Raw genomic sequence first — 23,081 nt, forward strand, 5'->3', positions numbered from 1 at the left:
CCACCCGCCGCCGGCCACCCGGTGGCCCCCGGGCCCGGCGCGCCGCGGCCCCGGGGCCCTGGAGAAGCACATCGCCATTTCTCATGCTCGGATAGCCGACGCGCACCTCGATCGTCTTGGTGCCATCGGCGATCAGGTTGAGGTAGGGGCGGCGGATCTGGATGACGCGTTCCTGCACGGGCATTGGTGTCTCCACTTCTACGCCGGGGTGGGCATCAGCGGCCCCTTCGGACCTCTCCCCTGGCCGGAGGGCCCGACGATGGCGGAGCCCACTCGCCGCGCCAACGCCCAGAAGTAACCAAATAGCTCCGCTACCCCATTGATGGGGTAGCGGAGCCTCGGACAACGTGCCCGTTTCCGGTCAGGCCGCCTTCGCCATCGGTCGAGCACGGTTGCACAGGTCACGTGCGTACCGGTTGCCCTGGTAAGGCTTGATCATGGCCATCATCGAGCGGAACCGGTCGTCGGCCCGGCCGGACTGGACAGTCGGGTAGTCGTCGAGAGCGCGATGCCAGTCCGCGCAGGCTTCTTCGAGGCGGCCGGCCTGCAACTTCCACTCTGCGAGCATGCCTGTCATCCGCACCCGATTGCGCACGTACACGGAGTACCGCAGGCGGTCGGACGCCTCCATCGCAGCGATGGCGCCAGTCTTGTCCCCGAGCTCCCAGCGGACCTTGGCCTCGTGGTACGCAAGGGAGGACGGATCGTAGGAGCCGAACGCCTTCGCCTTGGACTCGGCCTGCTCCATCGCAACTTCCGCTAGACGCAGGTGGTACAGGGCTCCGGCCTTGTCTCCGGTCTGGGCGCTGGCGTGGGCCTGTTGGCCGGCGAGGAAGGCCCTCATGCGGGGGCCGGCCTGCGGGGAGGCGGCCGAGGCGGCGTCCGCGAACCGCATGGCGGTACTGCCGTGGCCTAGGTCGACGGCCTGCACGCTCATGCCGCGCAGGGTGGTGCAGTACGTGAGGTGATCGCCCGCGTGCCCGGCCAGTTCCAGGGCCTTCATGTAGTAGCGCTGGGCCAGGGCATCATGGCGTTCGTCCATGGCCATGTAGCCGGTCAGGTAGCAGTGGTCGGCGGCGGCCGACAGCATCGCCTTGCGGACATCCTCGGTGGCGTCCGCCTGCAGGTACGGGGCAATTGTGTTGACCAGGAACGAGGCGGCCATCGGGCGGGCCATCCGGCCGCCGAACTGATCGTCCAGGTCGCTGATCCGTTCGGTCATCGCGGCGACCGCCCGGACCTCCTCCATGCCGATCCGCAGATGCGGGTTGGTCCGTAGCCTCTCGAAGCGGCCCACCAGGCCGGGCCAGCCCGGAATGGTGAGGGCCACTGAGTACAGGCCTGCCGTGAGGACTCCGCGCCGGGATGGATCCATATCGAGGCTCCCCAAGTCGATCAGCCCTGACACCGTATCTGTCGACTGGTCAACGTTGGCAGGCATGTCGCGGAATCCGGCCTCGAAAGCGGTGATCGGCCGCTTGAGCCTCCGCGCCAGCGTCTCCAGGACCACCGGCAGGGCCTTCGCCGCGGGCGAGGTGCCGCCGAGCCAATGAGAGACGGCCGAGGCGTCGTACTTGAGCCGTTGCCCGGTCTCAGTGCCGGTCCGGTTGACAGCCCGTGCCAGCTCGCCGTTCCCCCAAGCGGCTTCGGTCATCAACGAGGCGAGCTTGCGGTTTGGCTCACGGCCAGTTCGCACGACAGTTCCCCCTTGCAGGCGTGTTTCAAGGGTTTCAACTTCCCGGCTCGCCCCGACCATAGCCGACTGCAGGGCAGGGATGTTGACTGTTCGTCATCAGCCAGTCACCAGCGGTGGCTCGGCCGGCCGCTCGGGTCCATTACCCGGGAGCGGCGGGTCGACCTCGGCGCCATCCAGTCGCCCGAGCAGGCCCAGTGCATGGCTCACTCCATTCGAATGCACTCTTCCCTTGAGGTACTTCGCCATGCTCAAAACCCGCCAGCCCCGCACGTTCGCCGCCCGCCTCGACTCGCGGGCCGAATCCACGCCCCTGGCCCGGCGCTTGCTCCGTGCGTACCTCTCCGCGCTCCCCTCCGGCGACCGCTACTCCGACGTCGCCGAGCTGCTCCTCGGCGAACTCTTCGCCAACGCCGTCCAGCACTCCGACGCACCCACCGACCGCCTCATCGAGGTCCGCTTCGCCTTCGTCAACGATCGCCTGCGCCTCGAAGTCCACGACGCGAGCAGCGGGCGCCCCTGCCTCCGTTCCCCCTCCCTGTCCGACGTGCACGGGCGCGGCCTCTTCCTCGTCAACGAACTGGCCGAGCGCTGGGGTTGCTGCCCGCGATCCGGCGGCGTCGGCAAGTTCGTGTGGGCCCTGGTCGCCCCCTCTTCCTCCTTCGCCTCCACTTTCCTCACCGACTGAACGGGTGCCAACCATGCGACTCTCCCTCACCGCCCGGCACCTGTTCGACACGGGCTCCACGCCCGCCGAGGTCTACGCCATCCTCGCCCGCCGCACCCGCGACCCCCTCCGTGCCGCCCGCGCGGTCTGCCTGGCCCTCGGTGTCCCGGCCGCCGACACCAAGCTCCGGCTCGACGACTGCTTCGACGCCCTGCTCGACAACTCCCGCCCCGGCTTCGAGGCCGACACCGGTGAACTCCTCGAAGCCCTCGGCGTGTTCGACATTCCCAAGGATCTCGACGCCCGCGACCTCGCCGTCATCGACCTCTTCCTCACCGCGATCGACGCCCTCGGCGGCATCCGCGCCGGCCACCGGCACGGCCTCGCCCGCTGGTTCACCACTGGCAACCTCACCGCCGCCTACCTCTCCCTCGCCGCCACCCACCCCCGCCCCACCACCGGCAACCCCTCCCACTACTGGTCGGCCCTCGTCACCGCCGGTGAACTCCTCGCCGCCTCCCCCACCTCCGACCCCCGCATCAAACCCGCCCTCACGCACTGCCGCACCCGCGCCACTCAGACCACCACCCTGTAAGCGCAGGAAGTCGACCTCGCAGACTTTTCCTGTGCGGCACACGCCCCGGGCCACTGGCGCCCCATTCCACGGACCGAGAGGACGAGATGACCACCACCCAGCACGCCGCCGCACACGCCGTCGCCGACCGGCTCCACGGCCGCCCGGCCGTTCGCAGCTTCCTGGAGGGCCCCGAGCTGACGGCGGCCGACCTGAGCATGGTCCTGCTGGTCCGCGAGGACGGCGAGGACGCCGACCGGCCGATGCCGACGGTCACCGTCGCCGAGATCCCGCAGACCGTGCGGGAGAGCAGCGGCGTTGAAGAGGATCTGGAGCCGCTGGGGGAGTGCTCTGTGGCGCTTGCTCGGCGCTGTGCACCTGGAGCCGAGCAGCCCAGGGGAACGCGCAGGGCTGTTTGGAACCGAGGGTAGGTGGCGGGCGGGGGCGGCGGGGGTGGGGGGGTGGGCCTCAGATGGCAGTGGAGGAGGAAGGGTTGGGGGCGGGGGAGGGGCCCAGGAAGAACGCGATCCCCGAAGCCTCAAAACAGCTCAGCTCAGCCCAGCCCCAGCACAGCGCCCCGGCGCCGGGAGTCGGCGCAGGGGCACTGAGGGGAGCCGGGTGGCTCAGTTGTGGGCGTGGAGGTCGGCGTTGAGGCCGCCCCAGGAGCCGGAGCGGGCGATGACCTCGACGGCGCCGCTCTGGGAGTTGCGGCGGAACAGGAGGTTGTCCTGGCCGGACAGCTCGACGGCCTTGGCGATCTTGCCGTCGGGCGTGGTGACCCGGGTCCCCGCGGTGACGTAGAGGCCGGCCTCGACGACGCAGTCGCTGCCGAGCGAGATGCCGATGCCGGCGTTGGCGCCGAGCAGGCAGCGCTCGCCGACCGAGACGACCTGCTTGCCGCCGCCGGACAGGGTGCCCATGATCGAGGCGCCGCCGCCGATGTCGCTGTGGTCGCCGACGACGACGCCCGCGCTGATCCGGCCCTCGACCATGGAGGTGCCGAGGGTGCCGGCGTTGAAGTTGACGAAGCCCTCGTGCATCACGGTGGTGCCCGCGGCGAGGTGCGCGCCGAGGCGCACGCGGTCGGCGTGGGCGATGCGCACGCCGGACGGGGCGACGTAGTCGGTCATCCGCGGGAACTTGTCGATCCCGTACACGGCGAGCTGGCCGCCCTGCGCGCGGACGGCGAGGCGGGCCGACTCGACCCGGTCGACCGGGACGGGGCCGATGCTGGTCCAGGCGACGTTGGCGAGCAGGCCGAAGATGCCGTCCAGGTTCTGGCCGTGCGGCCGGACGAGGCGGTGGCTGAGCAGGTGCAGGCGCAGGTACACGTCGTGCGTGTCGAGCGGCTTCTCGTCCAGCGAGGCGATGGTGGTGCGCACGGCGACCACCTCGACGCCGCGCCGGGTGTCGGCGCGCAGCGCCTCGGCGGCGCCGGTGCCGAGCTCGGCCTCGGCCTGCTCGGCGGTGAGCCGGACGGTCCCGGCGGGGCCGGGCTCGGCGGTCAGGACGGGGGCGGGGAACCAGGTGTCGAGGACGGTTCCGTCGGCGGCGATGGTGGCCAGACCGGCGGCGACGGCGCCGTTCGGGAGCGTGGTGGATTCAGCAGTCACACCGTGCACGTTAACCAATGCGGGGGCCCGGCGCCGAAAACGCCCACCGTCCGGACACGCCGGGCGCGGGGCGTCGCCGACCGGCCGTGGGCTGGGAAAACCCGGTGCCGAGGGGATCACCGCTCGGCAATACTCGGGCAGGTGTTCATGTCGATTTCCACCACCGGCAGCGCCGAGAGCCCGGCAACGGATCTCGGGTTCCTGCTGCACAAGCATCCCGGCAAGGTCCAGCGGTTCACGACGTCGCACGGAGAGGCCCACGTCTTCTACCCGGAGGCGGGGGACGAGCTCTGCACGGCGGCGCTGCTGCTGGACGTCGATCCGATCGCGCTGGTCCGCAAGGGCCGTGGCAAGGGCCGCGGCGGCTCGCCCGACTTCGCGCTCGCCCAGTACGTCAACGACCGGCCGTACGCCGCGTCCTCGCTGCTCGCGGTGGCGCTGCGGACGGTGTTCCGGTCGGCGATGAAGGGCGTGTGCCAGGCCCGTCCCGAGCTGCCCGAGCTGGCGCGTCCGCTGCGCATCGCGCTGCCCGCGGTGCCCGCGAACGGCGTGGGCGAGGGCGGCGGCCCGGAGATGGTGGCCCGGCTGTTCGAGCCGATGGGCTGGCGGGTCGAGGCGGAGGCGGTCCCGCTGGACGAGGCGTTCCCGGAGTGGGGCGAGTCGCGGTACGTGCGGATCGAGCTGGCCGCGGAGTCCGTGCGCCTGTCCGACGCGCTCCATCAGCTGTACGTGCTGCTGCCGGTGCTGGACGGTGCCAAGCACTACTGGGTGGCCCCGGACGAGGTGGACAAGCTGCTGGCCGCGGGGGAGGGCTGGCTGGCCGATCACCCCGAGCGGGCCCTGATCACCCGGCGCTACCTGTCGCGGCGCTGGTCGCTGACCAGGGCGGCGATGGAGCGCCTGGAGCTGGCCCGTCTCGCGGAGGCGGACGACCGCGAGGTCGAGGAGATCGACAACGCGGTCGCCGACGAGCCCGACGAGCCCGCCCAGGAGATCCCGGGCGCGCCCACCGGCACCGCGCCCGCATCCGACGACCCCGGCAACCCCGGCAACCCCGGCAACCCCGCCAACCCCGAAGCCCCGGCCCCCGGGAAGCAGCCGTCCCTCGCCGAGCAGCGCCGCGCCGCGATCCTGGCGGCCCTGCGCGAGACCGGTGCGACGAAGGTCGCCGACCTCGGCTGCGGCCAGGGCGAGCTGATCGGAGCGCTGCTGAAGGACGCCCGGTTCACCGGGATCCTCGGCGTGGACGTGTCCGTGCGGGCGCTGCGGGTGGCGGCCCGCAAGCTGCGCCTGGAGCGCTTGCCGGAGCGGCAGGCGGCCCGGGTGACGCTGGCGCAGGGCGCGCTGACGTACACGGACGCGCGGCTGAAGGGCTTCGACGCGGCGGTGCTGTGCGAGGTGATCGAGCACCTGGACCTGCCCCGGCTGCCCGCGTTGGAGTCCGCGGTGTTCGGCTCGGCCCGTCCGGGCGCGGTCGTCGTGACCACGCCGAACGCGGAGTACAACGTGCGCTGGGAGAGCCTGCCGGCGGGCGCCGTCCGGCACGCGGACCACCGCTTCGAGTGGTCGCGGGCCGAGTTCCGGGCCTGGGCGGAGCGGGTGGCCTCGGCGTACGGCTACACCGTCGAGCTGCGCCCGGTCGGTCCGCAGGACCCGGAGGTCGGCCCGCCGACCCAGCTGGCCCTCTTCCGCACCGCCACCGACACCGCCGCCGGCACCACCACCGGCACCACCACCGACACCGCCGCCGCCACCACCGCCGATACAGACACCATCACCGCCACCACCACCCCGACGCCCGAAGGAGGCGAACCCCGATGACCGACGAAGCAACCCCGGCCTCCGACGAGGCACGGACCCCCGAAGCACCGTCCGTCCCGGCCGCCCCCCGCCGCCTCCCCGTCACGGACGTCTCCCTCGTCGTCCTGATCGGCACGAGCGGCTCGGGCAAGTCCACCTTCGCCCGCCGCCACTTCCTGCCCACCCAGGTCGTCTCCTCCGACTTCTGCCGCGGCCTGGTCGCCGACGACGAGAACGACCAGTCGGCCTCCGCCGAGGCCTTCGACGTCCTGCACTACATCGTCGGCAAGCGCCTCGCCGCCGGCCGTCTGACGGTCGTGGACGCGACCAACGTCCAGCCCGAGGCGCGCCGTCAGCTGGTGAAGATCGCGCGCGACCACGACGTGCTGCCGATCGCGATCGTCCTGGACGTCCCGCCCGGTGTCTGCGCGGAGCGCAACCGCACCCGGCCGGACCGCCAGCTGCCGCCCCACGTCATCCCCCGCCAGAACCGCGAACTGCGGCGCTCCCTGCGCGGGTTGGAGCGCGAGGGCTTCCGCAAGGTGCACATCCTGCGCGGCGCGGCGGAGGTGGCGGCGGCCGGGATCGAGCTGGAGAAGCGCTACAACGACCTGCGCCACCTCACCGGCCCGTTCGACGTCGTCGGCGACATCCACGGCTGCCGTTCCGAGCTGGAGACCCTGCTGACCCGCCTCGGCTACGTCCTCACCCGGGACGCCGAGGGGCGCCCGGTGGACGCCGCGCACCCGGACGGCCGCACCGCCGTCTTCGTCGGAGACCTGGTCGACCGCGGCCCGGACACCCCCGGCGTGCTGCGCCTGGTGATGGGCATGGTGGCGGCCGGCCACGCGCTGTGCGTGCCGGGCAACCACGAGAACAAGCTGGGCCGCGCGATGGACGGCAAGAAGGTCACCGTCTCGCACGGCCTCCAGGAGTCGCTGGACCAGCTGGCGGGCGAGAGCGAGGAGTTCAGGGCCGAGGTGCGCGCGTTCATGCGCGGCCTGGTCAGCCATTACCTGCTGGACGGCGGCGCGCTGGTGGTGTGCCACGCCGGTCTGCCGGAGAAGTACCACGGCCGGGCCTCCGGCCGGGTGCGCTCGCACGCGCTGTACGGGGAGACGACCGGCGAGACCGACGAGTACGGCCTGCCGGTGCGCTACCCGTGGGCGGAGGAGTACCGGGGCCGGGCGCTGGTGGTCTACGGCCACACACCGGTGCCGACGGCGGGCTTCGTCAACAACACCATCTGCCTGGACACCGGCGCCGTGTTCGGCGGCAGCCTGACCGCGCTGCGCTACCCGGAGCGCGAGCTGGTGAGCGTGGCGGCCGAGCGCGAGTGGTACGCGCCGGTGCGTCCGATGATCACCGACGCGCCGGGCGCGCGGGAGGGCCGTCCGCTGGACCTCGCCGACGTGGCGGGCCGGCGGATCGTCGAGACCGGGCTGCACGGCCGGGTCGCCGTCCGGGAGGAGAACGCGGCGGCGGCGCTGGAGGTGATGAGCCGCTTCGCGCTGGATCCGCGGCTGCTCGCCTACCTGCCGCCGACGATGGCCCCGACGGCCACCTCCCGCCGGGACGGCTTCCTGGAGCACCCCGACGAGGCGTTCGCCGCCTTCCGGGCGGACGGCGTCCGGCAGGTCGTGTGCGAAGAGAAGCACATGGGCTCGCGCGCGGTCGTGCTGGTGGCCCGGGACGAGGCGGCGCTGGAGAAGCGCTTCGGCGTGGCCGGTCCCGGTGCGATCTGGACCAGGACGGGCCGCGCGTTCCTCAGCGACGACGCCCTGACGGCCGCGGTGCTGGGCCGGGTGCGGGCCGCCGCCGAGCGGGCCGGGCTGTTCGAGGAGCTGGGCACCGGCTGGCTGCTGCTCGACGCCGAGCTGATGCCGTGGTCCCTGAAGGCCGTCGAGCTGCTGCGCCGCCAGTACGCGGCGGTCGGCGCGGCGGCGGGCGCCGCTCTGCCGGTGGTGCTGTCGGCGCTGGAGCAGGCGGCCGGGCGCGGTCTGGACGTCGAGGGGCTGACGGCCAGGCAGCGGCAGCGCGCCGCCGACGCGGGGGCGTTCACCGAGGCGTACCGGCGCTACTGCTGGCCGACCGAGGGGCTGGCCGGCGTCCGGCTCGCGCCGTTCCAGGTGCTGGCCGCCGAGGGGGCGAACCTCGCGGTGCGCCCGCACGACGAGCACCTCGCCTGGATCGACCGCCTGGTGGACGCCGACGCCGACGCGACCACGTCCGCGGGCGGTCCGGCCGCGCCCCTGCTCCACCGCACCGGCCGGCTCGTGGTGGACACCGCCGACGAGGCGTCCGTGGCCGCGGGCGTCGCGTGGTGGGAGGAGCTGACCGGGGCCGGCGGCGAGGGCATGGTGGTGAAGCCACTGGGCTCGCTGGTGCGCACGGAGCGCGCCGAGGGCCGTCCGGGCGGGCTGGTCCAGCCCGGCGTCAAGGTGCGCGGCCGCGAGTACCTGCGCATCATCTACGGCCCGGACTACACCGAGCACCTGGACCGGCTGCGCGAGCGCGCCCTCGGCCACAAGCGCTCGCTGGCGCTGCGCGAGTACGCGCTGGGCCTGGAGGCGCTGGACCGGCTGGCGGCGGGCGAGCCGCTGTGGCGGGTGCACGAGGCGGTGTTCGCGGTCCTGGCCCTGGAGTCCGAACCGGTCGACCCGCGCCTGTAGGAGCGCCCTGCCGGGGTGGGGGCCGGGGCGAGACCCGGGGCAAGAACCGGGGTGAGAATCGAGGGGGAGTCCGACCGGGCTCCCCCTCGGCCGTTCCGCTCGGCCGTTCCCCTCCCGTCCACCCCCGCTCTGCATATAAATTCAGAGCATCGTATACACTTGCCGCTTTCCCGTCCGTCCCGTCACCCCAGGAGCCCGGCATGGCCTTCAACCTCCGGAACAGGCACTTCCTCAAGGAGCTCGACTTCACTCCCCAGGAGTTCCGCTTCCTGGTGGACCTCGCGGCCCGGCTCAAGGCGGCGAAGTACGCGGGCACGGAGCAGCCCCGGCTGCGCGGCAAGAACATCGCGCTGATCTTCGAGAAGACCTCCACCCGGACCCGCTGCGCCTTCGAGGTCGCCGCGCACGACCAGGGCGCGAGCACCACCTACCTGGACCCGTCCGGTTCGCAGATCGGCCACAAGGAGTCGATCAAGGACACCGCCCGGGTGCTGGGCCGGATGTTCGACGGCATCGAGTACCGCGGCCACGGCCAGGAGGTCGTCGAGGAGCTCGCCGCGCACGCGGGCGTGCCGGTCTGGAACGGCCTGACCGACGAGTGGCACCCGACCCAGATGCTGGCCGACGTGCTCACCATGACCGAGCACACGGCCAAGCCGCTCACCGGCATCGCCTTCGCCTACCTCGGCGACGCCCGCTCCAACATGGGCAACTCGCTGCTGGTCACCGGCGCCCTGCTCGGCATGGACGTCCGGATCGTCGCGCCGCGCGCGGTCTGGCCGGCCGAGGACGTCCGGAAGGCGGCGCACGCGCTCGCCGAGACCACCGGCGCCCGGATCACCCTCACCGAGGACGTGGCCGAGGGCGTGGCCGGCGCCGACTTCCTCTACACGGACGTCTGGGTCTCGATGGGCGAGCCCAAGGAGGTCTGGGCCGAGCGGATCGAGCTGCTCAAGCCGTACCAGGTGTCGATGGACACCGTCCGGGCCACCGGCAATCCGGACGTCAAGTTCCTGCACTGCCTGCCGGCCTTCCACGACCTCGGCACCGAGGTCGGGCGGCAGATGTACGAGGCCACCGGGATGACCGAGCTGGAGTGCACCGACGAGTTGTTCGAGTCGGCGCACTCCATCGTGTTCGACCAGGCGGAGAACCGGCTGCACACCATCAAGGCGGTCCTGGTCGCCACCCTCGGGTCCTGAGGAGGGCCGGACGGGCTACCGGTCCAGCTTGATGCAGCCCACCCGGTCGGCCGCCGCGTGCGGGCCGGCCGGGGTGCCCGCGTGCAGCACCAGCGAGCGGGCCTCGCCGGCCCGCGCCTGCCAGTCCACCGCGGCCGTGGCGGTGCCGTCGCCCCGGTCGTCGGTGCGCAGCACGAGCCGCAGCTCGTTGCGGTCGTTGGCGTAGGCCGGGTCGGTGGACGGCTGCACCGGGTCGACGACGTTCTGGTAGTGCGGCCCGGACGAGGTCGGTACGGTTCCGCAGGTGCCGGTGTGCAGGTGGACCGGGAACTCGTGGCCGGGCGCGAGTCCGGTGACGGCCAGGGTGAGCACCGTCCGCCCGGCCGTCGAGCGGTCGGTGACGACGGTGGCGTGCGAGCCGTACGGCACGAGGTCGTCGGCGTAGCTGATGGCGGCGGGCGGGACGAAGGCCGAGGCCGGGTCGAAGTCGGCCTCGATGACGGACACCGGCGCGACGGCGGGTGCGAGCAGCGCGAGCGGCAGCAGGGCGGAGGCGAACGGGAGGGGCATCGGCGGGCCTTCCACGGGCGGGGTGACGGTCGCGGTGCTCAACGCGCCCGGGCCGCCCGGGACACCGCCCCGGCAGGGCCGCCCGGGACACCCCAGCCCGGGGGCGGCCCGGCTACTCCGGTGTGCGCCGGATGCCGCGGATCTCGCAGCGCGGCCCGCTGGCCCGCATGAGCCGCAGGTCCGCGGTGATCAGCGGCGCCCCGTACCGCTCGGCGACGGCGACGTACGCGGCGTCGTCCGGGGTGAGGTTGTCCTTGAGCTCCCAGATCCGGCCGAGCAGCGGCGCCACCTCGACCTTGCGGATCGCCACCGCGGCCAGTTCGCCGGTGAGTTCGGCGACCCGTCCGGCGGTGAGCTCCTTGGCCAGGTAGAGGCCGCGCAGCGACTGCATCACCTCGACGATGACGTGCTCCGGCGCCAACCACTCGCCGTCGGCCGCCAGTTCGGCCCGGGCCGCGGCACCGCGCGGCCCCTCGTCGGCCAGCGCGAGCACCAGCGCGGACGCGTCCACCACGATCATCAGCCGACCCCTGCCCGTCCCCGGCGTTCCCGCACGTCACCGACTCCCCGCCACCGTACCGGCCCGGCCCCCACCCGCCGGAACCGGGCCGCGGGGCCGGGCCGTGGAACCGGGCCGCGGGGTCAGGCCGTCGGAACCGGGCCGTGGAACCGCGGTCAGCCGCCGAGGAACGGTGCGGCGAGCAGCCCCGCGAGCATGGAGGTGGCGTTGGCGGTGCCGGAGGCGATCCAGGGGAGCGGGTCGCGCGGGCGCAGGCCCGCGAGTGGGCGGAGGAGGAGGGCCTCGACGGCGCAGACCGCCGCCTCGCTGAGGCCGAAGGCCGTCCAGTACGCTGCGGCGGGCCCGCCGGTCCAGTGCCGGAGGGTCCACCAGAGCACGGGGTGCGTCGCCAGGTTGACCAGCACGGCGGCGGCCGCGGCCCGGCCCGGGCGGACGGGCCCGGCGAGGCTCAGGGCGGCGGTGTAGACGGGTGTCTCGGTCAGCAGCGTGAGGGCCAGGGCCACGGGGTAGCGCACGGCAGGGGATCGTGCCATGGGGAGGGGGAGCGTGGCGATCACGGGTGCGGGGGCGGCCCGCGGCGGGGCCTGGCCGGCGGCCGGGCCGGGGCTGCGGCTGGGCGCTGTGCCGCAGGTGGGTTTCGTGGTGGCGGGCGCGCTGGCGCTGGTGCTGGCGCTGCGGGCGCCGACCGGGCTGGCGGTGCTGGGGCTGGCGGCCTTCGGGTTGCTCCACAACGTGCTGGAACTGCGGTACGTGGCGGGCCGCTTCGCGGTGGTGCTGGCGGGTCCGCTGCTGCGGCTGCTGCTCGTCCTCGTCACCGGCATCGTCGTGTGCCGGCTGCTGCCGCCGTCCGTCTACTCCCGGTCGGCGGAGATCCTGCTGGCGTACGGGCTGCTGGTGGCGGCGAGTTGGTACGGGCTGCGCTCGCGTCCGGTGCTGCTGGCGGGGGCCGTGGCGGTGCTGGCGGCGGCCGCCGCCGGGTCGCTGTCGTTCCCGGCGTACCACTTCGTGGTGCTGGCGCACCTGCACAACGTGGTGCCGCTGCTGTTCCTGTGGGAGTGGTCGCGGCGGCTGGCGCGGGGGCGTGCGCTGTTCCTGGCGCTGCAGTTCACGTGGGTGCTGCTGGTGCCGGCCCTGCTGCTGAGCGGACTGCTGGACGGCCTGCTGGTGGGCGCTACGGGCGCTACGGGCGCTACGGGCGCCACGGGCACGGCGGGCGGCTGGACGGCCCGCCTGGAGAGCTCCTACACGCCGCCCGCATGGCTGGCCTCGCACCTCGGCCTGCGCTTCCTGGCGGTGTTCGCGTTCCTGCAGACGATGCACTACGTGGTGTGGGTGTGGTTCCTGCCGCGCTACGCGCCGGAGGCGGCCGAGGGCTTCGAGGCCCGGGTGCCGGCGCTGCGCGGTGCGCGCGCGTGGGCGCTGGGGGCGGCGGCGGGCGGGGTGCTGGCGGTGCTGTTCGCGGCCGACTACGCGCAGGGCCGCGCGCTGTACGCGGCGGTGGCGAGCTACCACGCCTACCTGGAGTTCCCGGTGCTGCTGATGCTGGTCCTGGGGGCCGCCCACGAGGGTGCCTCCGTGCGAATCGAGGAGAAGACATGACGAGGATGCTGGCCGATGTCGCCCCGGCGCCGGTGGCCGGAGGCGGGCTGCTGCTGGTCCTGCTGCTGCTCGGCGGGGTGGTGGCGGGGGCGGTGTGGCTGATCCGGCTGGAGCGCAAGCGGCGCGGCCCGGACGGTCGCTGAACTGGGCGGACGCCGACCCGGGCATGCCTGCGGTGGTGAACGCGGCGGCATGCACTATGGTTTATCTCGACATCGAGATAACTGCCCCTTACCATATATCTCGACATCAAGATACTTGCCGAGAGGCGCTCACCGGCGATGGCGGCAAGGCCAGCCTAAGTAAGGCTGACCTTACCACCGTGGTGGCCGGATATCGCGTGAAGCACCCAGAAGGAGTCAGTCGTGTCCGCGAACAGCTTCGACGCCCGCAGCTCGCTGCAGGTGGGCGACGAGTCGTACGAGATCTTCAAGCTCTCCGCCGTCGAGGGTTCCGAGCGGCTGCCCTACAGCCTCAAGGTGCTGCTGGAGAACCTGCTGCGCACCGAGGACGGCGCGAACATCACCGCCGCCCACATCGGCGCGCTCGGCAACTGGGACGCCACCGCCCAGCCGAGCCAGGAGATCCAGTTCACCCCGGCCCGCGTGATCATGCAGGACTTCACCGGCGTGCCGTGCGTGGTCGACCTCGCCACCATGCGCGAGGCCGTCAAGGAGCTGGGCGGCGACCCGGCCAAGATCAACCCGCTGGCCCCGGCCGAGCTGGTCATCGACCACTCGGTCATCGCCGACAAGTTCGGCACCCCGGACGCCTTCGTCCAGAACGTCGAGATCGAGTACGGCCGCAACAAGGAGCGCTACCAGTTCCTGCGCTGGGGCCAGACCGCGTTCGACGAGTTCAAGGTCGTCCCGCCGGGCACCGGCATCGTCCACCAGGTGAACATCGAGCACCTGGCCCGCACGGTCATGGTCCGTAACGGCCAGGCCTACCCGGACACCTGCGTCGGCACCGACTCGCACACCACCATGGTCAACGGCCTGGGCGTGCTGGGCTGGGGCGTCGGCGGCATCGAGGCCGAGGCCGCCATGCTGGGCCAGCCGGTCTCCATGCTGATCCCGCGCGTCGTCGGCTTCAAGCTGACCGGCCAGCTGCCGGCCGGCACCACCGCCACCGACCTGGTCCTCACCATCACCGAGATGCTGCGCAAGCACGGTGTGGTCGGCAAGTTCGTCGAGTTCTACGGCGACGGCATCGGCGCCATCCCGCTGGCCAACCGCGCCACCATCGGCAACATGTCGCCGGAGTTCGGCTCCACCTGCGCGATCTTCCCGATCGACGCGGAGACCATCAACTACCTGAAGCTCACCGGCCGCGACGAGCAGCAGCTCGCCCTGGTCGAGGCGTACGCCAAGGAGCAGGGCCTCTGGCACGACCCGTCGGTCGAGCCGGTCTACTCCGAGTACCTGGAGCTGGACGTCTCCACCGTCGTCCCGTCGATCTCCGGCCCGAAGCGCCCGCAGGACCGCGTGATCCTGGCCGAGGCCGCCGAGCGGTTCGCCGAGGCGCTGCCGGCCTACTCGGCCGAGGCCTCCAAGCCGACCACCGTCACCGCCCCCGACGGCTCGACGTACGAGATCGACAACGGCGCGGTCGTGATCGCCTCGATCACCTCCTGCACCAACACCTCCAACCCCTCCGTCATGCTGGGCGCCGCCCTGCTGGCGAAGAAGGCCGTGGAGAAGGGCCTGACGGTCAAGCCCTGGGTCAAGACCACCCTGGCGCCCGGCTCCAAGGTCGTCATGGACTACTACGAGAAGGCCGGCCTGCTCCCGTACATGGAGAAGCTGGGCTTCAACCTGGTGGGCTACGGCTGCGTCACCTGCATCGGCAACTCGGGCCCGCTGCCCGAGGAGGTCTCGGCCGCCGTCAACGAGTCCGACCTCGCCGTCGTCTCGGTGCTCTCCGGCAACCGCAACTTCGAGGGCCGGATCAACCCGGACGTCAAGATGAACTACCTGGCCTCCCCGCCGCTGGTGGTCGCCTACGCCCTCGCCGGCAACATGAACGTCGACATCACCAAGGACGCCCTGGGCCAGGACGCCGACGGCAACGACGTCTTCCTCGCCGACATCTGGCCGTCCGAGCAGGAGGTCGCCGCCACCGTCGCCGGCTCCATCGACCAGGACATGTTCGACAAGGGCTACCAGGACGTCTTCGCCGGCGACCACCGCTGGCAGTCGCTCCCGGTCCCGACCGGCAACACCTTCGAGTGGGACGCCGAGTCCACCTACGTCCGCAAGCCCCCGTACTTCGAGGGCATGGCCAAGACCCCGAGCCCGGTGACCGACATCGCCGGCGCCCGCGTCCTGGCCAAGCTGGGCGACTCGGTCACCACCGACCACATCTCCCCGGCCGGCAACATCAAGCCGGGCACCCCGGCGGCGCAGTACCTGACCGCCAACGGCGTCGAGAAGCGCGACTTCAACAGCTACGGCTCGCGCCGCGGCAACCACGAGGTCATGATCCGCGGCACCTTCGCCAACATCCGCCTGCGCAACCAGATCGCGCCGGGCACCGAGGGCGGCTACACCCGCGACTTCACCCAGGCCGACGGCCCGGTGTCGTTCATCTACGACGCCTCGCAGAACTACCAGGCCGCCGGCACCCCGCTGGTCGTCCTGGCCGGCAAGGAGTACGGCTCCGGCTCGTCCCGCGACTGGGCCGCCAAGGGCACCGCGCTCCTGGGCGTCAAGGCCGTCATCGCCGAGTCGTACGAGCGCATCCACCGCTCGAACCTGATCGGCATGGGCGTCCTGCCGCTGCAGTTCCCTGAGGGCCAGAACGCCGACTCCCTCGGCCTGACCGGCGAGGAGACCTTCTCCATCACCGGCGTGACCGAGCTCAACGACGGCACCACCCCGGCGACCGTCAAGGTCGTCGCCGGCGCCGTCGAGTTCGACGCGGTCGTCCGCATCGACACCCCCGGTGAGGCGGACTACTACCGCAACGGCGGCATCCTGCAGTACGTGCTGCGCTCGCTGATCGGCTGAGCACACCCGTAGCGCCAGGCCGGCCGGGTCGCATCCCCTCGGGGGTGCGGCCCGGCCGTCGTGGTAGTACCACGGAAGCATGGCGACGACACCGGACACCTGGGGGACGATCCACGCCGAGCGGCGCGCCCTGCTCGCCGACGTGCGGGACCTCACCCCGGAGCAGTGGGCGACCCCCTCGCTCTGCACCGGGCGGAGCGTGCAGGACACCCTCGCGCACATGGCGGCGACGGCCCGGATGACGCCGCCCGGCTTCTTCCTGAAGCTCGCCAGGGCGGGCTTCCGCTTCGAGGACATGGCCGCCCGCGAGATCGCCGAACTGACGAGCGGGACGCCCGCGGACACCCTCGCCGCCTTCCGGGCGCAACTGGACTCGGTCGGCCACCCGCCGGGCCCGGTCGACAGCTGGCTGGGCGAGACGGTGGTGCACGCCGAGGACATCCGCCGCCCGCTCGGCCTCGCCCGGGCGTACCCGGTGGCGGCGCTGACCCGGCTGGCGGACTTCTACCGGGGCTCCAACCTGCTCATCGGCGGCAAGCGGAGGGTCGAGGGGCTGACCCTGCGGGCCACGGACGCGGACTGGACGGCGGGCAGCGGCCCCGAGGTGCGGGGACCGGTGCTCGCGCTCCTGCTGGCGGTCACCGGGCGCAAGGTGGCGCACGCCGAGCTGGAGGGCGAGGGCCTGCCGCTGCTGGCCTCGCGCAACTGACGCTCCAGGCAGGGACGTTCACGCAAACACGTTCACGTAGCGACGTTCACGCAACGACGTTCACACAACGACGGAGGGGCCCGCCGTCCGCACGGCGGGCCCCTCCGTCGTTGCGTGAACGGTCAGGCCCGGTCGCAGGCCTGGGCGCGCAGGGCGCGGGCGAGGTCGTCCCGGCGCTCGATCACCAGGCGGCGCAGCGCGGGCGCCGCGTCGGGGTGGCCGTCCAGCCAGGCGTCGGCCTCGGCGAGGGTCGGCTCGCCGATCTGGGCGCTCGGGAAGAAGCCGCCGACGAAGCGCATCGCGATCTCGATGGTGCGCTCGGCCCAGATCTTCTCCAGGAGCTTGAAGTAGGGCGCCGCGTAGAGGGCGGTGAGGTCGCGGTGGGCGGGCAGCGCGAAGCCGGCGATGTTGGCCTCGACCAGGGCGTTGGGCAGTTCGTCGGAGTCGACGACGGCCGACCAGGCGGCGGCCTTGGCCTCGGGGGTGGGGCGGGCGGCCAGGCACTGGGTGTACTGGCGCTTGCCGCCGGCGGTGTTGTCGGCGGCGAGCTCCCCGGCGAGCTCGTCGTCGGAGGCCTGCCCGGCGGCGGCCAGGGCGAGCCACAGCGCCCAGCGCAGCTCCTGGTCGACGTCGAGGCCGTCGATCCGGGCGCTGCCGGCGAGCAGGCCGCGGACCAGGCCGAGGTGTTCGGCGCCGCCCGCGGTCTGGGCGAGGAAGCGGGCCCAGGCGAGCTGGTGGTCGCTGCCGGGGACGGCCCCGCGCAGTTCGCGCAGGGCGCCGTCGGCGAGCAGCCGGCCGCCCTCGGCGCGCCAGGCGGGGTCGGCGTAGAGGTCGACGGCGGTCTTGGCCTGGGTGTGCAGGGACTGCAGGACGCCGATGTTGCCCTCCTGGCCGGCGAAGCGCAGCACCAGGGCGACGTAGTCGCGGGCGGGCATGAGGCCGTCGCGGGTGAGGTTCCAGACGGCGGACCAGGCGAGGGCGCGGGCGAGGTCGTCGCCGATCTCGCCGAGGCCGGTGCGCAGGGTCTCCAGCGAGGCGTCGTCGAAGCGGATCTTGCAGTAGGTGAGGTCGTCGTCGTTGAGCAGGACGAGTGCCGGGCGGGGGCGGCCGGCGGCCTCGGCGACGACGGTGCGGGCGCCGGTGACGTCGAGCTCGATCCGGGCGGTGCGCACCAGCGTGCCGTCGGAGTCGTGGTCGTAGAGGCCGACGGCGATCCGGTGCGGGCGCAGCACGGCCCCGTCCTGGAGGACGGCGAGTTCGGTGATCCGGCCCTCGGCGTCGGCGGTGACCTGCGGGGTGAGCGAGTCGACGCCGGCGGTCTGCAGCCAGGCGGCGGCCCAGGACTTGAGGTCGCGGCCGCTGGTCTCCTCCAGGATGCCCAGCAGGTCGGCGAGTTCGGTGTTGCCGAAGGCGTGGCGCTTGAAGTAGCGGCGGGCGCCCTCGAAGAAGGCGTCCGAACCGGCGTACGCGACCAGCTGCTTGAGGACGGAGGCGCCCTTGGCGTAGGTGATGCCGTCGAAGTTGAGCTTGGCGGCTTCGAGGTCGCGGATGTCGGCGGTGATGGGGTGGGTGGTGGGCAACTGGTCCTGCCGGTAGGCCCAGGCCTTGCGCTGGTTGGCGAAGGTGACCCAGGCCGAGCTGTAGCGGGTGCGGGCGCCGACCAGCCCGTAGGAGCCCATGAAGTCGGCGAAGGACTCCTTGAGCCACAGGTCGTCCCACCAGCGCATGGTGACGAGGTCGCCGAACCACATGTGCGCCATCTCGTGCAGGATGACGTTGGCGCGGCCCTCGTAGGCGGCGTCGGTGACCTTCGAGCGGAAGACGAAGTCCTCCTTGAAGGTGACGCAGCCGGGGTTCTCCATGGCGCCGATGTTGTACTCGGGCACGAAGGCCTGGTCGTACTTGCCGAACGGGTACGGGTAGTCGAACTGCTCGTGGAAGAAGTCGAGTCCGAGCTTGGTGACGCCGAGGATCTCGTCCGCGTCGAAGTGGCGCGCGAGGGACTTGCGGCACATCGCGGAGAGCGGGATCTCCAGGGTGGTGCCGTCGGGCAGCTCGCGGCTGTAGTGGTCGCGGGCGATGTGGTAGGGGCCGGCGACGACGGCGGTGAGGTACGTGGAGATCGGCTTGGTCGGCGCGAACTCCCAGGTGCGGGCGCCCTCTTCGGTGTCGACGTGCTCGTGGACGGCGTTGGACCACACGTCCCACGCGGCCGGGGCGGTCACGGTGAAGGTGAACGGGGCCTTCAGGTCGGGCTGTTCGAAGGTGGCGAAGACGCGGCGGGCGTCGGCCGGCTCGTAGTGGGTGTAGAGGTAGGTCTCGCCGTCGGCCGGGTCGACGAAGCGGTGCAGGCCCTCGCCGGTGCGGCTGTAGGCGCAGTCGGCGTCGATGGTGAGGACGTTGTCGGCGGCGAGGCCGTCGACGTGGACGCGGGCGCCGTCGAAGGCGGTGGCCGGGTCGATCGCGCGGCCGTTCAGGGTGATCGAGCGGACGGCGGGGGCGAGCAGGTCGAGGAAGGTGGCGGTGCCGGGCCGGGCGCAGCGGAAGGCGACCGTGGTGGTGGAGCGGAAGGTCGCGGCCGCGGGGTCGGGCGCGGAGGTCACGTCCAGCCGGACCCGGTAGCCGTCCACGGTCAGGATGCTGGCCCGCTGCTGGGCTTCGTCGCGGCTCAGGTTCTTGCCCGGCACGGCGGTACTCCTTTGTCCGGCTCGCACGGTGGTGCGTTCTGGTCTGTGCTCTCCTGCGCGGCTTCGGCGCATCAGGGGCATCCTTTCACGCCGTCGCGCGCCAGTACCATTGCACAGGCCGGTGGGCCGCGGCGGAATCAGCGGGGCCGGGCGGGTGTTGGCGCCTGGACGGGGGGAACGCCTTTCCGCCCGTGATTTCCCCGGACACCTCACGAAGGACGACCGCAGTGACGACTGCCGCCGAGCGCAAGACCGCCGACTTCTGGTTCGACCCGCTGTGCCCGTGGGCGTGGATGACGTCCCGCTGGCTGATCGAGGTGCAGCAGCTGCGTCCGGTGGACGTGAACTGGCACGTGATGAGCCTGTCGGTGCTCAACGAGGGCCGAGACCTGCCGCAGCAGTACCGCGACCTGATGGACAAGGGCTGGGGCCCGGTCCGGGTGTGCGTCGCGGCGGCGCAGCAGCACGGCGAGGAGGTGCTCGGCCGGCTCTACACCGAGCTCGGCCTGCGCCTGCACAACCGGGCGATGCCGCTGGAGCGGGCGACGGTCGAGGAGGCGCTGGTCGCGGCGGGCCTGCCGGTCGAGCTGGCCGACGCGGCCGACACCGACGCGTACGACGAGGCCCTGCGCGCCTCGCACAAGGAGGGCATCTCGCTGGTCGGCGAGGACGTCGGCACCCCGGTGATCGCCGTCGAGGGCGCGGACGGCGACCGGGTCGCGTTCTTCGGCCCGGTGGTCACCCCGACCCCGCGCGGCGAGGCGGCGGCCCGGCTGTGGGACGGCACCCTGCTGGTGGCCTCCACCCCGGGCTTCTACGAGATCAAGCGCACCCGGACGGCGGGCCCGTCCTTCGAGTGACGCCCGCGGCGGAACGCGGGAGGCCCGGCACCACCTGGTGCCGGGCCTCTTCCCGTGCCTCTTCCGTGCGTGCGCCGCTACCGCTGGGCCGCGTCCCTGCGCTGCTTGAGCAGCCCGGCGGCGGTCAGCAGGGCGACCAGCACCCCGGCCGCGTACAGCTGCTGGCGGTTGCCCTCGGTGGTGGTCATCAGCGCGAGGATGCCGGCCACGGCGGCCATGGCCACCCAGGTCAGGTACGGGTAGCCCCACATCTTCACGGTGAGCAGCTCGGGCGCCTCGCGCTCCAGCCGGCGGCGCATCCTCAGCTGGACGAGGCAGATGAACAGCCAGACCACGAGGATCGCGACGCCGGTGGTGTTCATCAGCCAGGTGAACACCGTCGCGGGCCAGAACTTGGCGGCCAGCACGGCGCCGAAGCCGAACAGGCAGGAGGCCAGCACCGCCCGGCGCGGCACGCCGCCGCTCACCCGGGCCAGCGCCTTGGGGCCCTGTCCGCGGCCGACCAGCGAGTACGCCATCCGGGAGGCGCCGTAGATGTTGGCGTTCATCGCGGACAGCAGCGCGATCAGCACCACCGCCTCCATGATCGTCCCGGCGCCGGGCACCCCGAGGTGGCGCAGCACGGTGACGTACGGGCCGTCCTGGACGACGGCCGGGTCCTTCCAGGAGACGAGGGTGACGACCAGGGCCATCGAGCCGATGTAGAAGATCGCGATCCGCCAGACCGCCGTCCGCACCGCGTTGGCGACGTTCTTCTTCGGGTCGTCGGACTCGGCGGCGGCGATGGTGACGGTCTCCAGACCGCCGTAGGCGAACACCGAGGCGAGCAGGCCGACGATCAGTCCGCTGACGCCGGTGGGCAGGAAGCCGCCCTGGCCGGTCAGGTTGGTGGCGCCGGGGGCGCCGGGGCCGAGGACGCCGGCCACGCCGAGGCCGCCGAGGACCAGGAACGCGACGATCGCGGCGACCTTGATCGTGGCGAACCAGAACTCGAACTCGCCGAAGTTCTTCACGGCGGTGAGGTTGCTGGCGCAGAAGAAGACCATGAACAGGCCGACCCAGACCCACGCCGAGACGCCGGGTATCCAGCCGTTGACGATCTTCCCGGCCGCGGTGGCCTCGGCGGCGACGCCGCAGCACAGCATGACCCAGTACATCCAGCCGGCGGTGATCCCGGCCCAGGGGCCGATCTCCTTCTCGGCGTGGACGGAGAACGAGCCGGAGGCCGGGCGGGCGGCGGACATCTCGCCGAGCATCCGCATGATCAGCATGACCAGCAGGCCGGAGAGCGTGAAGGCGAGGATGATGGCGGGCCCGGCCGCCGCGATGCCCGCGCCGGAGCCGACGAAGAGGCCGGCGCCGATCACCCCGCCGAGCGCGATCATCGACAGGTGGCGCTGCTTCAGCCCGTGCGAGAGCTGCTGGCCGGCGGCCGGGGGAGCGGTGTCGCTGCTCCCGGGCGCCGGGGGCGCGGAGGTGGGGGCCATGGAGGGGGATCCAGACTGTGCGGAATGCGGCATGAGTTGTCCAATATCCGGGGACACCCCTGTCCATGCCAAGGGCGGGCGAGCCGGGCCCACCATGCGGACCCCGCGGTGACGCCGGGTCGGCGGGTGCTCACGCTCCGTCGATCGGGCGGTTCCGACAAGGTCCTGCGGTGGGGGTTTGTCCGAAACCGTGAAGGTGGCGGAGTCGATCACCGCGTAGGTTCACAGGTGTTCACTCACCTGGACCCCACGAGGAGTTCCCCCATGGCCATTGCCGGCACGTCGATACCGACCCGCGCCGTCCTCGCCGACCTGCTGCCCGCCGCCACCACCCGTCTCGGCGCGCAGGCCCGCGACCTCGCCCTGGTCGCCGGCGGCGCCGTGCTGACCGGCGTCGCCGCCCAGCTCTCGGTCAACGTCCCGGGCTCGCCGGTGCCCGTCACCGGCCAGACCTTCGCCGCCCTGCTGGTCGGCACCGCGCTCGGCGCCCGCCGCGGCGTCGCCTCGCTCGCCCTCTACCTGCTGGCCGGCCTGGCGGGCCTGCCCTGGTTCGCCGAGGGCACCTCGGGCTGGGCGATGCCCTCGCTCGGCTACGTGCTCGGCTTCGTCCTCGCGGCCGGCCTGACCGGCGCCCTGGCCCGCCGCGGCGCCGACCGCAGCCCGGTCAACACCGCCGTGACGATGGTCCTCGGCACCCTCGCGATCTACGCGGTGGGCGTCCCGTACCTGGGCTTCTCGCTGCACGTGCCGCTCGCCCGGGCCGCCGAGCTCGGCCTCTACCCGTACCTGGTCGGCGACGCCCTCAAGGCCGCGTTCGCCGCCGGCGCCCTCCCGCTCGTCTGGCGCCTGGCCGGCAAGCGGTAGCCGGCGGCGGCGGGCCGACGCGGGCGCCCGGCGCCCCCTGCGGAGCCCGGGTGCCCGCGCATGCCACACTCATGGGCATGCGCGTGTACCTGGGCTCCGACCATGCCGGATACGAACTGAAGAACCACCTCGTGGAGTGGCTCAAGGAGGCCGGCCACGAGCCGGTCGACTGCGGGCCGCACATCTACGACGCCGAGGACGACTACCCGCCGTTCTGCCTGCGCGCCGCCGAGCGCACCGCCGCCGACGCCGACGCCCTCGGCATCGTGATCGGCGGCTCGGGCAACGGCGAGGCGATCGCCGCCAACAAGGTCAAGGGCGTGCGGGCCGCACTGGCCTGGAGCGTGCAGACCGCCGAGCTCGGCCGCCAGCACAACAACGCCAACGTGATCTCGGTCGGCGGCCGCATGCACACCGTCGAGGAGGCCACCAAGTTCGTCGAGGTCTTCCTCGGCACCCCTTACCGCGGCGAGGCCCGGCACACCCGCCGGATCGAGATGCTGAGCGAGTACGAGACCACCGGCGAGCTCCCGCCCGTCCCGGCCCACCACCCCCAGGGCTGAGACGCTCCGCC

At 72.6% G+C, this 23,081-nt stretch carries 21 protein-coding genes; 13 read left to right on the plus strand and 8 right to left on the minus strand.

Going from position 1 to position 23,081, the window contains the following annotated elements:
* Together ACFXDE_RS35945 and ACFXDE_RS35950 are read right to left on the minus strand one after the other, a co-directional pair.
* Positions 1 to 184 (minus strand): ASCH domain-containing protein (locus tag ACFXDE_RS35945; protein WP_380498616.1); only part of this gene is annotated, 184 nt, incomplete at its 3' end.
* Positions 185 to 361: 177 nt separating this feature from the next.
* Positions 362 to 1,654: a tetratricopeptide repeat protein gene (locus ACFXDE_RS35950; protein WP_380498617.1), complete on the minus strand. Its 1,293-nt coding sequence runs from the start codon at positions 1,652 to 1,654 to the stop codon at positions 362 to 364.
* A 286-nt stretch (positions 1,655 to 1,940) separates the two neighbouring features.
* Between ACFXDE_RS35950 and ACFXDE_RS35955 the strand changes: the two genes are divergently transcribed.
* The 3 genes from ACFXDE_RS35955 (at position 1,941) to ACFXDE_RS35965 (ending at position 3,365) form a co-directional block, all read left to right on the plus strand.
* On the plus strand, positions 1,941 to 2,381 hold the full coding sequence (locus tag ACFXDE_RS35955; RefSeq protein WP_380498618.1) for an ATP-binding protein: 441 nt from the start codon (positions 1,941 to 1,943) through the stop codon (positions 2,379 to 2,381).
* Positions 2,382 to 2,394: 13 nt separating this feature from the next.
* A complete protein-coding gene (locus tag ACFXDE_RS35960; protein ID WP_380498619.1) occupies positions 2,395 to 2,955 on the plus strand; it encodes a hypothetical protein in 561 nt (186 codons plus the stop codon).
* Between the two features lie 86 nt (positions 2,956 to 3,041).
* A complete protein-coding gene (locus ACFXDE_RS35965) occupies positions 3,042 to 3,365 on the plus strand; it encodes a hypothetical protein (protein WP_380498620.1) in 324 nt (107 codons plus the stop codon).
* 192 nt (positions 3,366 to 3,557) lie between these two features.
* Here the strand turns inward: ACFXDE_RS35965 and dapD are convergent, their stop codons facing one another.
* A complete protein-coding gene (dapD, locus tag ACFXDE_RS35970) occupies positions 3,558 to 4,547 on the minus strand; it encodes a 2,3,4,5-tetrahydropyridine-2,6-dicarboxylate N-succinyltransferase (protein ID WP_380498621.1) in 990 nt (329 codons plus the stop codon).
* A gap of 141 nt (positions 4,548 to 4,688) precedes the next feature.
* On the opposite strand from dapD, the gene ACFXDE_RS35975 reads away from it, so the two are divergent.
* From ACFXDE_RS35975 to argF, 3 genes are all read left to right on the plus strand, one after another.
* Positions 4,689 to 6,368, plus strand: coding sequence for a 3' terminal RNA ribose 2'-O-methyltransferase Hen1 (locus ACFXDE_RS35975; RefSeq protein ID WP_380498622.1), 1,680 nt, complete (start codon positions 4,689 to 4,691; stop codon positions 6,366 to 6,368).
* Positions 6,365 to 9,019 (plus strand): polynucleotide kinase-phosphatase, encoded by a 2,655-nt coding sequence (locus ACFXDE_RS35980; protein WP_380498623.1) that lies wholly within the window; start codon positions 6,365 to 6,367, stop codon positions 9,017 to 9,019. The genes ACFXDE_RS35975 and ACFXDE_RS35980 overlap by 4 nt, the downstream gene beginning before the upstream one ends.
* A gap of 200 nt (positions 9,020 to 9,219) precedes the next feature.
* The gene (gene argF, locus ACFXDE_RS35985; protein WP_380444507.1) at positions 9,220 to 10,221 is read left to right on the plus strand and encodes an ornithine carbamoyltransferase; all 1,002 of its coding nucleotides are present in this window, start codon (positions 9,220 to 9,222) and stop codon (positions 10,219 to 10,221) included.
* Between the two features lie 15 nt (positions 10,222 to 10,236).
* Here argF and ACFXDE_RS35990 read toward each other — a convergent pair whose 3' ends face one another.
* The 3 genes from ACFXDE_RS35990 to ACFXDE_RS36000 form a co-directional block, all read right to left on the minus strand.
* On the minus strand, positions 10,237 to 10,770 hold the full coding sequence (locus tag ACFXDE_RS35990; RefSeq protein ID WP_380444508.1) for a superoxide dismutase family protein: 534 nt from the start codon (positions 10,768 to 10,770) through the stop codon (positions 10,237 to 10,239).
* Between the two features lie 112 nt (positions 10,771 to 10,882).
* Complete coding sequence (locus tag ACFXDE_RS35995) at positions 10,883 to 11,290, minus strand: type II toxin-antitoxin system VapC family toxin (RefSeq protein WP_380444509.1); 408 nt, start codon at positions 11,288 to 11,290, stop codon at positions 10,883 to 10,885.
* A 155-nt stretch (positions 11,291 to 11,445) separates the two neighbouring features.
* Positions 11,446 to 11,823 (minus strand): hypothetical protein, encoded by a 378-nt coding sequence (locus ACFXDE_RS36000; protein ID WP_380498624.1) that lies wholly within the window; start codon positions 11,821 to 11,823, stop codon positions 11,446 to 11,448.
* Positions 11,824 to 11,836: 13 nt separating this feature from the next.
* On the opposite strand from ACFXDE_RS36000, the gene ACFXDE_RS36005 reads away from it, so the two are divergent.
* The 4 genes from ACFXDE_RS36005 to ACFXDE_RS36020 all read left to right on the plus strand — a co-directional run bounded on the left by ACFXDE_RS36005 (position 11,837) and on the right by ACFXDE_RS36020 (position 16,609).
* Positions 11,837 to 12,889, plus strand: coding sequence for a hypothetical protein (locus ACFXDE_RS36005; protein ID WP_380498625.1), 1,053 nt, complete (start codon positions 11,837 to 11,839; stop codon positions 12,887 to 12,889).
* Positions 12,886 to 13,032: a hypothetical protein gene (locus ACFXDE_RS36010; protein ID WP_380444512.1), complete on the plus strand. Its 147-nt coding sequence runs from the start codon at positions 12,886 to 12,888 to the stop codon at positions 13,030 to 13,032. The genes ACFXDE_RS36005 and ACFXDE_RS36010 overlap by 4 nt, the downstream gene beginning before the upstream one ends.
* 222 nt (positions 13,033 to 13,254) lie before the next feature.
* Positions 13,255 to 15,900 carry an aconitate hydratase AcnA gene (gene acnA / locus ACFXDE_RS36015; protein WP_380444513.1) on the plus strand — a complete coding sequence of 882 codons (2,646 nt, stop codon included), beginning with the start codon at positions 13,255 to 13,257 and terminating at the stop codon, positions 15,898 to 15,900.
* 79 nt (positions 15,901 to 15,979) lie between these two features.
* Positions 15,980 to 16,609: a maleylpyruvate isomerase family mycothiol-dependent enzyme gene (locus ACFXDE_RS36020; RefSeq protein ID WP_380498626.1), complete on the plus strand. Its 630-nt coding sequence runs from the start codon at positions 15,980 to 15,982 to the stop codon at positions 16,607 to 16,609.
* 122 nt (positions 16,610 to 16,731) lie between these two features.
* Here ACFXDE_RS36020 and pepN read toward each other — a convergent pair whose 3' ends face one another.
* Positions 16,732 to 19,296 carry an aminopeptidase N gene (pepN, locus tag ACFXDE_RS36025; protein WP_380498628.1) on the minus strand — a complete coding sequence of 855 codons (2,565 nt, stop codon included), beginning with the start codon at positions 19,294 to 19,296 and terminating at the stop codon, positions 16,732 to 16,734.
* A 227-nt stretch (positions 19,297 to 19,523) separates the two neighbouring features.
* Here pepN and ACFXDE_RS36030 point away from each other — a divergent pair, with 227 nt between their 5' ends.
* On the plus strand, positions 19,524 to 20,156 hold the full coding sequence (locus tag ACFXDE_RS36030) for a disulfide bond formation protein DsbA (RefSeq protein ID WP_380444516.1): 633 nt from the start codon (positions 19,524 to 19,526) through the stop codon (positions 20,154 to 20,156).
* Positions 20,157 to 20,233: 77 nt separating this feature from the next.
* On the opposite strand, the gene ACFXDE_RS36035 is transcribed toward ACFXDE_RS36030, so the two are convergent.
* Entirely contained in the window at positions 20,234 to 21,643 is a 1,410-nt protein-coding gene (locus ACFXDE_RS36035) for an amino acid permease (RefSeq protein WP_380498629.1), read from the minus strand.
* Positions 21,644 to 21,907: 264 nt separating this feature from the next.
* Here ACFXDE_RS36035 and ACFXDE_RS36040 point away from each other — a divergent pair, with 264 nt between their 5' ends.
* Together ACFXDE_RS36040 and ACFXDE_RS36045 are read left to right on the plus strand one after the other, a co-directional pair.
* A complete protein-coding gene (locus ACFXDE_RS36040) occupies positions 21,908 to 22,507 on the plus strand; it encodes a biotin transporter BioY (protein ID WP_380498630.1) in 600 nt (199 codons plus the stop codon).
* Positions 22,508 to 22,584: 77 nt separating this feature from the next.
* The gene (locus ACFXDE_RS36045) at positions 22,585 to 23,070 is read left to right on the plus strand and encodes a ribose-5-phosphate isomerase (protein WP_380498631.1); all 486 of its coding nucleotides are present in this window, start codon (positions 22,585 to 22,587) and stop codon (positions 23,068 to 23,070) included.
* The last annotated feature ends 11 nt before the right edge of the window (positions 23,071 to 23,081 follow it).

Origin of the sequence: Kitasatospora sp. NPDC059408, assembly GCF_042751525.1 — a bacterium.
GTDB lineage: Bacteria > Actinomycetota > Actinomycetes > Streptomycetales > Streptomycetaceae > Kitasatospora.